This is a genomic window from Falsiroseomonas oryzae (assembly GCF_027856955.1).
Taxonomy (GTDB): Bacteria; Pseudomonadota; Alphaproteobacteria; order Acetobacterales; family Acetobacteraceae; genus Falsiroseomonas; species Falsiroseomonas oryzae.
The window spans coordinates 1-1,527 of the sequence record NZ_JAPSMD010000746.1 but is presented as its reverse complement, the minus strand read 5'-3'; the positions used below and the strand labels follow the sequence as shown (position 1 = coordinate 1,527).

At 75.8% G+C, this 1,527-nt stretch carries 1 protein-coding gene and 1 pseudogene; one reads left to right on the top strand and one right to left on the bottom strand.

The window, feature by feature from the left end; all coding sequences use genetic code 11:
* Positions 1-283 precede the first annotated feature (283 nt).
* Complete coding sequence (locus tag OZN99_RS31315; RefSeq protein WP_270939103.1) at positions 284-1,126, bottom strand: universal stress protein; 843 nt, start codon at positions 1,124-1,126, stop codon at positions 284-286.
* An 87-nt stretch (positions 1,127-1,213) separates the two neighbouring features.
* On the opposite strand from OZN99_RS31315, the pseudogene OZN99_RS31310 reads away from it, so the two are divergent.
* Positions 1,214-1,527: pseudogene (locus OZN99_RS31310) on the top strand (phosphoribosyltransferase family protein); the annotation flags it as partial.

The following is a 1,527-nucleotide window of genomic DNA, read 5'->3' as shown; positions in this document are numbered from 1 at the left end:
CCGCGCGTGGCGAAGCTCGCGCGCCTGCTGCCGGGCGGCGGCGTCGCGCTGCTGCGCCGCGTGGCGCAGGGCCGGGCCGAGGCGATGCACGCCGCGACCCGCCGCCAGACCCTGCGCTCCGACACCGAGACCCGCAAGCAGCTCGGCTTCGCCGGCCTGCCGGAGTAGCGCCGTGCGCTCTCCCTCCCCCGCAAGGCGGGGGAGGGTCGGGGTGGGGGCGCGGCCGACCCGCGGCGAGCCGTCAGCCGCGGGGTTGGCGCTTATTCCGCGGAGGCAAGGCGCCTCAGTGCGCCATCAGCACGGGCACCGTCATCTGCCCCAGCAGCGTCCGCGTCGCGCCGCCCAGCACGAATTCGCGCAGCCGCGAATGGCCGTAGCCGCCCATCACCAGCAGGTCCGAGCCCAGGTCCGCCGCCTCGTTCAGCAACAGGTCGCCGGCGCTGATGTCGGCGCCGGTGATGCGCCGTACCGTCACCGGCAGGTCATGCCGCGCCAGGTGGCGCGCGATGTCGGCGCCCGGCTCCTGCCCATGCTCGGTGGAGCCCGGATCGGCGTTGATGGTCAGCACCGTCACGCTCTCGGCGCCGGCCAGCAGCGGCAGCGCGTCGTGCAGTGCACGGGACGCCTCCCGGCTCGCATTCCACCCCACCAGCACGCGGCGGCCGGGCAGCGCCGGGACGCCGGCATGGGGCACCACCAGCACGGGCCGCCCGGTCTCGAACAGCGCCGCCTCCACCGCGGCGCCGGCCGGGCTCTCGCCACCCGCGTCCGGCTGGCCCAGCACGACCAGGTCGGCATAGCGCCCGTGCAGCGCCACCTGCCCGGCCGTGGTGCCCTCGACCTGGCGCCACTCGCCGGCCAGCCCGTCGCGCGCCAGGCGGGCGCGGAACGTCGCCTCGATCTTCGTGCCTTCCTCCAGCGCGGCCTGGCGCATGCTCTCGATCATCTCGGCGATGAAGGCGCCGCCGCCCATCTCGCCGCCGGCCATGACAGGCAGCGCCACGTCCACCACGTATAGTCCGGCCAGATGCGCCGCGTGGCGCTGCGCCAACCCGGCCGCCAGGTCGAGCCGCGCCGCGCTCGCGGGCGTCGTATCGAGGTGAACCAGGATGTCCTTGATCGCCATCGCTTCCTCCTTGGCTGTCGTGCAGCCTAGCGCCTCTCCGGGCGTGCGCCTTGATTCGTATCACCTTCCGGCACCGGGGGGATCGCCATGAGCGACCGGCGCTTCGCCGACCGGGCCGAGGCCGGGCGGCTTCTGGGCGCGGCGCTCGCCACCCGAGGCCTGGTCCGGCCGGTGGTCTACGCCCTGCCACGCGGCGGCGTCCCGGTGGCCGCCGAGGTTGCCCGCGCACTGGCTGCGCCGCTCGACCTCGTGCTGGTCCGCAAGCTCGGCGCGCCGCACCAGCCGGAGCTGGCGGTGGGCGCCGTGGTGGACGGCGCGGCACCCGAGACCGTGCTGAACGAGGACATCGCCGCCGAGACCGGCGCCGACGCGCGCTACATCGCCGCGGCGCGCGACCGCGC